This window comes from Pseudomonas sp. FIP_A4 (assembly GCF_036701605.1).
Classification (GTDB): Bacteria; Pseudomonadota; Gammaproteobacteria; order Pseudomonadales; family Pseudomonadaceae; genus Stutzerimonas; species Stutzerimonas phenolilytica.
Window position 1 is genome coordinate 1 of sequence record NZ_JAYDXP010000100.1, and the last position, 201, is coordinate 201.

A 201-nucleotide genomic window follows, 5' to 3' on the forward strand; every position below is an offset into this window, starting at 1 on the left:
CAGCAAGGCCGAGCTCCTGCGCCTCGCGCTGGCCGATCACCGTGCCGGACGGCACCAGAGAGGGTTGGGTTTCGTGACCTCGGGTCGGATCGTACTCACCGCCATAGCTCAGCCCCAGCAAGCCGGCCAGCTGCTCGGCCATAGCGGCATGGACACGGCGCTCGTGCTCGGGCTCGCGTGCGCGGTTGGCGTAGGTCATCA

1 protein-coding gene is annotated in these 201 nt (G+C 68.7%); it reads right to left on the bottom strand.

Features of this window, described 5'->3' with window-relative positions; translation table 11 throughout:
* On the bottom strand, positions 1-199 hold a 199-nt coding region (locus tag U8L64_RS01480), incomplete at its 3' end, for a DUF3182 family protein (protein ID WP_333393399.1).
* Between the last annotated feature and the right edge of the window lie 2 nt (positions 200-201).